This is a genomic window from Vibrio sp. 10N.261.52.A1 (assembly GCF_002876325.1).
Taxonomy (GTDB): Bacteria; Pseudomonadota; Gammaproteobacteria; order Enterobacterales; family Vibrionaceae; genus Vibrio; species Vibrio chagasii.
Map to the genome: position 1 here is coordinate 1 of NZ_MCYD01000546.1, position 8184 is coordinate 8184.

At 43.9% G+C, this 8184-nt stretch carries 7 protein-coding genes; 6 read left to right on the forward strand and 1 reads right to left on the reverse strand.

All coding sequences use genetic code 11. The features are described 5' to 3' along the window. Nucleotides 1-89 precede the first annotated feature (89 nt). The 6 genes from BCT81_RS08015 (at nucleotide 90) to BCT81_RS08040 (ending at nucleotide 7481) form a co-directional block, all read left to right on the forward strand. Nucleotides 90-2201, forward strand: a complete 2112-nt coding sequence (locus tag BCT81_RS08015) for an LruC domain-containing protein (protein ID WP_102423773.1) — start codon at nucleotides 90-92, stop codon at nucleotides 2199-2201. Between the two features lie 13 nt (nucleotides 2202-2214). Further along, nucleotides 2215-2730: a hypothetical protein gene (locus tag BCT81_RS08020; protein ID WP_102423774.1), complete on the forward strand. Its 516-nt coding sequence runs from the start codon at nucleotides 2215-2217 to the stop codon at nucleotides 2728-2730. A gap of 229 nt (nucleotides 2731-2959) precedes the next feature. Continuing rightward, complete coding sequence (locus BCT81_RS08025; protein ID WP_102423775.1) at nucleotides 2960-4723, forward strand: ABC transporter ATP-binding protein; 1764 nt, start codon at nucleotides 2960-2962, stop codon at nucleotides 4721-4723. Further along, nucleotides 4717-6501, forward strand: a complete 1785-nt coding sequence (locus BCT81_RS08030; RefSeq protein ID WP_102423776.1) for an ABC transporter ATP-binding protein — start codon at nucleotides 4717-4719, stop codon at nucleotides 6499-6501. Before BCT81_RS08025 ends, BCT81_RS08030 begins: the two co-directional genes overlap by 7 nt. A 231-nt stretch (nucleotides 6502-6732) precedes the next feature. Next, nucleotides 6733-6999 (forward strand): hypothetical protein, encoded by a 267-nt coding sequence (locus BCT81_RS08035; protein ID WP_061031198.1) that lies wholly within the window; start codon nucleotides 6733-6735, stop codon nucleotides 6997-6999. Nucleotides 7000-7046: 47 nt separating this feature from the next. Continuing rightward, the gene (locus tag BCT81_RS08040) at nucleotides 7047-7481 is read left to right on the forward strand and encodes a hypothetical protein (RefSeq protein WP_102423777.1); all 435 of its coding nucleotides are present in this window, start codon (nucleotides 7047-7049) and stop codon (nucleotides 7479-7481) included. Between the two features lie 82 nt (nucleotides 7482-7563). On the opposite strand, the gene BCT81_RS08045 is transcribed toward BCT81_RS08040, so the two are convergent. Continuing rightward, nucleotides 7564-8079 carry a cytochrome b/b6 domain-containing protein gene (locus tag BCT81_RS08045; protein WP_102423778.1) on the reverse strand — a complete coding sequence of 172 codons (516 nt, stop codon included), beginning with the start codon at nucleotides 8077-8079 and terminating at the stop codon, nucleotides 7564-7566. Between the last annotated feature and the right edge of the window lie 105 nt (nucleotides 8080-8184).

Consider the following 8184-nt stretch of genomic DNA (forward strand, 5'->3'; position numbering starts at 1 on the left):
TTTAGGGACACATTTATTTAGCTTTGCCGTTCAAAGTTTACGTACTTTTCAAGGAAATCGCCTAAGCGAAGAAGAAGTCGAGGTTAACTATGAAATACAAGCAAATTATTTATCTCATCGGAGCAATAGTTAGTGTCCCGGTCCACGCAACCATAGTGGACTTGGATTTTTCAAATCACATAGAATCAACAAATGGCAGTAGCAGTTGGGCAGGGCCGACCTACGATGGCGCCTCTATGCATTTTCTAAATGTCGGTACACACGATGGAAAAACCATAGATGCAAAGGTATCCAGTAGCGTATTTGGTGATGCGACATTTTTGTTTCATGCACCCAATTACAAAGTAGGCGCAACACAACCGTCAGGTGATATTGGTTTTCTCTACCAAACTAATTCTGCTGGTTCTGCGGGGCTGATTTATACGTTCGAATTTTTTGATGGTACTGACGGTCTCTCAGGTACGTTCTCTGTTCCTTACACCATTCCTGAATTTGAAATGATTGGCTATGACATTGATGGTGAGCCCGTTCAGTCAGAGCAAGTTCGAGTATTTAAAAGTGAAGGTTTTTACAGTTACCAGCTAGGTAGTGCGAGTGCCAGTTTGACTGCTGAAGAGAGTGCTGATGGCAATTCAGTTCTCTTCACCGGACCAGGCACCAATTATTCTGAAACTGATACGTCAGGTGCGGTTAAGTTTACCTACAAAAATACCTCTATTGTTACCCTTCAGTTTGAAACTGTTACAACGAGTGGCAGTGGCTTCCCTAACCCAATCTTTTCAGCGTTTGATGGTAACTGGGATTTAAGTGGTTTTACGAATCCGATAGAGAGTTCCGACGAGTCTGATTTTGGTGATGCTCCGGACACTTATGCAACGTTACAAGCAAGCAACGGTGCGGAGCATGCTGTTTCTTCAACGCTCTATCTCGGGGCTAATATCGATGCTGATTCTGACGGACAACCGGGCGCCTTATCAAACGGTGATGACTTGGATGTTGACGGGAATGATGACGACGGTATTACGCTACTTACTAACTTAGAAATTGGTTTGGATAGTCTCATCAACGTTAACGTTGTGGGTAATGGTTACCTACAAGCTTGGGCTGACTGGGACTTGAGTGGTACTTTCGATGATGATGAACAAATCTTGAAAAACCATTCGGTTGTTGAAGGGGGCCAAGTGGTTCCAATTCGAGTGGCTGATGATGCGAGTGTGGGGACTGTACAAACACGTTTCCGTCTAGCGAGCAGCCCTAACATCCCAAGTGATGGTTACGTTGGTGACGGGGAAGTCGAGGATTACGTGTTCAACGTGACTGATCCGGGAACCACAATTCAACACTCTAACTACTACACTGCAGCGTTCGAAGATAACTGGCCTGAAGTTGGTGACTTCGATTTAAACGATGTTGTCGTTTATTACCGAACCACCATTCTGAGTAAAGACGATGCTGTATTGCGTATGGATATCAGCGGTAGCATCATGGCCTACGGTGCCTCTTATGGTAACGGCTTAGGTTGGAAATTGAGTGGCTTTGATGAGTCGGATGTCGACTTGCAGACCGCCAGAGTGCAGAAAAACGGCGCAACTCGTGTGAATATCTCACCGTTTACGGGCGAAGACAAATCGGTTGCATCACCAGGAGGTGACCTTGTTGTTGTCGCTTCGTTGAACTTGAGAAATGATATCCCGATCAACGATGAGTGTATGTTCCACCGTACTAACCCGTCTTGTAATCCGTCTCTTGAGTCTGACCAAATGACATTCAGCATCTCACTACCGTTCAACGACGACGATCAACCAACGGTGAGCTCACTGCTACCATTGAGTGGTTTCGACCCGTTCATCTTCGGTCCGGGTGAAGGGTATTACCATGGCTCTAGCTTTACCGGCTCTCCGGGTAAAGATCTTGAAATTCACACTGCGGATCTTCCACCAACTTCACGTGGTACGTTAGTAAGCGACTTTTACGGTGTGGCACAAGATGATTCAGATCCAGATAGTGGAAAATACTACAGAACTACGCAGAACATGCCTTGGGGTATCTTAATTTCATCTCCTTGGAATCACCCATCCGAGTACATTGATATCAGTGAAGCGTTCCCAGACTTTGCAGAATGGGCGACGTCTGGCGGTTCTTCTAAACCGACTTGGTATCTAAACCCTAACTCAGACAAAACTTGGTCTACTGAAGATTAATCAAGGAGGATTTATGAAACTATCAAAACTAATGCTAAGTAGTGTGACTCTTGTCTTCCTTGCAGCGTGTGGCGGAGGCGGCGGTGGTGGTGGCTCTACCACATCAGCTCCAAGCTCTGTCCCACCAGCGGATGATTCCTCATCAGGCAACACGTCATCTGCTGGCAATAACACAGTGACGTCTAGCGTCGCGCCTGCGGCACAAGTGTTGAGATCGGTCGAGCTGACCATACCGGAAGGCTTTGATTTCTCAACTGAGAGGGAAGTCGCTGTGACGGTCGATGTCGCAAGTTCACAAAGTTCGCGGGGCTTTATGAGCTTGTACACTGAGTTTGATGGGGACGTTGTCGACTACACCTCACAAGTGTTAAGAATGCCTATTAATGAAGACACTGACTTTTCAACAACGCTATTGTTGCCCAACCATGTTGATAAAGTTTGGGTCGAAGTGTGGTACCCATCAGCATTGGGTAGCGAGGTGAGAAACTCATATAGCATAGAAAATAACCAAGTCGATGTGATTCTCTAACATGGTATGAGTGTTAGTTAGCGCTTCATATTCGAACCATTAATATCTTTGCCGCCATATTGGCGGCAAAGTTGTTTCTGCAATACAAAAAATGAATAGGACTGACGAATAATGGAATGTGGTTGATATTGTCAACTAATTGTTTTTGGTGTATCTTTACCATCGTGATACAACCCTAATTAAAGAGTATCACTATGTCGCTTTATGTCTGCCCTCAACAAAGAACGTTATGAATAAAAGACAGTTTATTGCCCATTACTTGCGCATGAATCGCACCTCGTACTTACTTGCGGTTGTGTTCATTTTTCTCGTTAACTGGTTACAAGTAGAAATCCCTCGTTATATTCAATTGGCAATAGATCTGATTGATGACGCCTCTTCAAGTGGACATCAACAGTTGCAGTCCTATGTGTGGATCGTTGTTGGTATGTCGGTTGCTATGGTCGTTGTTAGGATTCTGTCTCGCATTTACGCGCTTAACCCCGGGCGAATTACAGAAGCTTCACTTAAGACCACTCTTCTACAAAAACTGAATCGCTTGCCAAACAGCTTTCACGAGCGCTTTGCTTCTGGCCGTTTAATCTCAATCATTAACAATGACCTAAGTGGTATTCGTTTGATGTTTGGTGTTGGCTTTCTGCAATTCTTTAATGCGTTGCTCGCTCTATCGCTAACGCCGCTATACATGTGGCGTATATCGCCAGAACTAACCCTGTATTCGATCATTCCGATTTCAATCGCTTTCGTGATTTTCCGAGTGGGCTTTAAGCGCATGAAAACGCTCCATCTAGAGCATATGAAGCGACTGCAAAACTTGTCTGCACAACTGATGAGCTATTTGTCTGGAATTGACCTGATTAAAAGCCAGCAGATGTCACCTTGGGTAAGAGCGGAGACTGAGAAACTGAATCAGTTGTTGCTTGAATGCCGCCTCAAAATCACGCGTATCCAAGTCTTCTTTATGCCAGTTCTCGATTACGCCAATGACCTGATGAAAATCATTATTTTAGGTTTAGGTGGTTTTATGTTGATGAGACAGGAACTGACCCTAGGTGAAATCACAGCATTCTTAACTTATTCAGTCTTGCTTGCCATGCCGCTGATGCAATTAGGACGAATCGCGACGATTTATCAGCGCGGTATGGTCGGTATTCAAAGCGCACAAACTATTCTTAATGCCCAAATCCCAGAGCTTGATGAGCAGAAGCTTTCTGAGCTCGATGTGAAATCGCTTAAAGGAAAAACGTTCTCCGTGCGTAACCTAAGCTTTAGCTACCCGGGTGAAGAGCGTCTGATTCTCGATGACATCAGTTTTGATATTCCATCAGGGAAGAAAGTCGGAGTGTTAGGCGGAATCGGTGCGGGCAAAACGACGTTGGTGAACTGTTTGAACCATCACTTAGACACTCCACAAGGTTCAGTACTGCTTGGTGAGAGAGATATCACTAGCTTCTCGCGTAGCGATTTACGTCGTTACGTTAAAACCGTCACCCAAGACCCGTATTTGTTTTCAGCAACTGTTGAAGCGAATATTCGTTTTGGTAGCGGCGATACCGAGCTAGCAAAAAGCCAGGTTGATGAAGTGTTAGAGCTTAGCCAGTTAGCCGGTGATGTGACGCGCTTTGAGCAAGGTGACCAAACCTTAGTCGGTGAGAAGGGCATTATGTTGTCAGGGGGGCAAAAACAGCGCCTGAGCATTGCTCGTGCTCTATTACAACCAACCGATCTCATCATTATGGATAACGTTCTGTCTGCCGTTGACTACGAGACTGAGAGGAAAATCTTAGAAGGCCTATTTAAGCGATTGGAAAATCAGTCGGTTCTTGTTGTCTCACATCGTGTTAATGCACTTGAATACATGGATGAAGTTATCGTGTTGAATGAAGGAAAAGTGATTGCTAAGGGCGACCATAAAACCCTAATGAAAACTTGCGATTACTACTACGAGACATGGCTACTACAGCAAAATGAAACGGAGGCAGCAGCATGTTAAAAGGTGTTGACCTCAAGTACCTCAAGCATTTCTTTAAGTTTGCTAAGAAATACAAAGGCTCGGCGATTTTGGGCATTGCGATGCTTCCGCTTTCTGTCATCACAAGCTTGTTGTTTCCTTGGTTGATTATTCAAGTGATCGACGTTCAGTTGAGCCATGGGGATATGGACGGGCTGTTAGAATACGTTTTCTACCTGGTTGCCGTGCTAATCGCCAGTTATATCGTGGACACCACTTACGCGTATAACTTGCGCAAAACGGGTCAATACACCATCACTGACATGCGTTCAGTGTTGTTTGCTCGTGTTTTGAAGTTGCCACGCAGCTATTTTGATAACACTCCAATTGGCGTCACGCTCTCGCGTCTAACCAGCGATTTAGAAACCATCGGCGAGACGTTTGTTCAGTCGGTAGTCGGTTTGGTAAAAGACAGCATTAACACTATTGCTCTGTTGGTCATGATGTTCTTAATTGATTGGCAGCTGACGCTGATCGTATTGATCATCATGCCTCCGGTTATGTATCTGACTGTGCACGTTCGAAATCGACTTCGTGCTCTATATAAGATTACTCGCTCGTCATTGGCTCAAGGCATTGGCTTCTTGCAAGAAGTTTTGTTTGGCATGAAAACCGTTCAGATGTACCGAGCAGAAGAGCAAGTAGAACAACGTTACCAAGGCTATACCGACGAGTTTCTTAGAGCACAGAAAAAGATCAATAAATACGATGCGATTCTGTTCTCGTTCATTTCTGGTATCACATCCATCACCATTGCGGTAATGATTTGGTATGGCTCTGAGCAAGTGATTGAGGGCGCACTGACTTTAGGTGTGTTAATTGCCTTCATTAATACCTTAGAAAAAGTGTTCGTGCCGATCCGCGACTTTACTTCGCAAATTGCTTCTATTCAGAGCTCATTTGCAGCATTCGATCATATCGAAGAGTTGTTTGTTGAACCGACCGAAGAAGAAGGGCGTAACTTACTGCCATCAGACAAGGTTGCTAAACCTTTAGAGCAGTTTGAAAGCCTTGAGTTTAAGAACGTAAGCTTCCGCTACAAAGACGACGCTCCGTACGTTCTAAAGAATGTTTCGTTTGTGTTGGAGAAAGGACACCAAATTGCACTGGTGGGCTCTACAGGCTCAGGTAAGTCAACGATTCTACGTCTGATCTCGAAAACCTACCAAGACTATGAAGGTAGCATACTGCTGAATGGCATTGAGCTGTCGCAGATCTCTAGTGAAGACTCGGCACATTTGTTCTCGGTGATGATGCAAGATGTGCATTTATTCGAAGAGACGATTGCGTTCAATATCGCACTAGGTAAAGAACATTTATCAAGTACCGAGATTGAGCAGGCCGCGCGTTATGTTTATGCCGATAAGTTTATTGAACAACTGCCTCAAGGTTATGGCTTCCAACTAGATAAGAACGGGGCGAATCTATCGGTTGGGCAAACTCAGCTTATCTCGTTTGCAAGAGCCGTTGCTCAAGGGGGACAACTGATGATGCTGGATGAGGCAACCAGTTCGGTAGATTCGATTACCGAGGATCTCATTCAAAAAGCGATGCAGCGTCTGTTCAAAGAGAAAACCGTGATTGCGATTGCCCACCGTTTGAGTACTGTTCGTCACTCAGACACCATTTTGGTGTTGGAAAAGGGTGAAATTGTTGAGCAAGGTAATCATCAAGAACTGGTGGCGCACAATGGTATTTATGCTGGCTTGTTACAAGAATCGATTGTAGAAACGGGCGATTCTCAAGCTACGTTAGCCTAATTGCCCAAAATCAGGCTGTTGCTTTCAATAAGACGAATTGGTCTTGTCTATGCTTCACCAATTTATCTTGTTTCTAATATTCCCAGTAGGTTAGGGAAATTAAACATATTTTTCGATTATTAATATGTTATGATCTCCCTACTACTAAAGGGGTGTCTTTGGGCATCGGGATGTATGCGAGCAAATTTACGTGCTTGTGTCAGTCACTTTCTGGCGAATATGGAATCGAAAATGTTGTTGGAAGAAGTTGTAGAAATCATTGAATTAACCGACTCAGACCATTTATCTCACGCAATGGACCTGTTTAACGAGCATGGCTTTGTTTCCGCAGAGCATTTACCTTTCATGTCGGTGGTTTTTGAAACCGCACCTGAGCATCTTGCGAAGAAACTGTCGCAAATTGGCTTCAAAGGTTTAGTGCAAGTAGAGAAAAGTGAAGACGCAACTGGCTTTGTGATCGTTGACGCTGAACGAGCTCAGCTTAGCAAAAGCGCGTAATCAGAAACGCTCAATAATATCCGTTATGACAACTTGAGGTTAACACAGTGACAACAGCTACCGTTTCAGCAACAGAGCAACAGATCTCCAATGAACATGCACTTTTGGGTGCATCGTTACTAGCGGCCCAAAAAGTAGAGTTGGCGCTGTTTAATGTGATCTCTAAATTAGCGAAAACCTTGTCAAAAGATGCTCAGAAAGAGCTCGGTTTAGACCTAGATACTTTTTTGAGAGAGAAGGCGAGCCATCAAGAAGCAACGCTCAGCTTGTATGAGAAGACGTTCGGTGAACAACTACCGCTGAAAAAAAACGAACTTAGCGATTTTATTTATCATAGAAACGTAGTGACTCGCAGTTTCTGGCGAGTGACTGGTGCTGATGTTAAGGGCGGCGAGAAGCTAGCTAACCCTGAACTCTACCTAAAAGAGTTTCTTGCTAAATGTGAATACTGGCAAGTGATGCTGGATAACCAATCCAAATAATCACGCCGAAAAAGAAAGCCATATCAGAAGTGCTATGGCTTTTTTTTGGTCGAGCTTTAAGTCCAAAGTCTCACAGTATTATTTAAATCATCATTTTTAATACATAGTTCTTAGAGACAAAGTGGTGTTTAAGTGCTGCGCTAATATGTAAAACAATCAAACAAGCTAGGGCAATACAACTGACACGATGTAAATAAAAGAAGAAGCTGTTGATTGCTGGGTTGGTAATTAGGTTTTCGACAGTGGTTAACCAGAATAATGAGTAAGGTTGTTCCAGCATCAAATAGCCTGTACTGAACACCATAAACATGGCGAGGTACATTAAAGAGTGAGCAAGCTTAGCCACACACTTTTGCCCCTCTGGTATTGATGTTGGCATGGTTGGAGAAGAGCGAAAGTGACTCCAGATATAACGAACCACGAGCAATGGCGTCGCAACGGTCGCCAATGACATGTTAAGCACTGATAAGAATGAAAACAGCTCTGGATGACTGGTCACATAGTGCATCACATAACCTGCGATTGTGGCATAAATGATTACTGAAGCCATTACCCAGTGCAGTACACGGCTTACTAAATCGTATCTTGGATTATTCAAATTAACCTCGCTCTGATCGTTATTAATATAAGTTTCACCTCGATGCAATAAATCAAATGACTCTATATTCGCATCGCGAATTAATTATATAGAACAGTATTACTT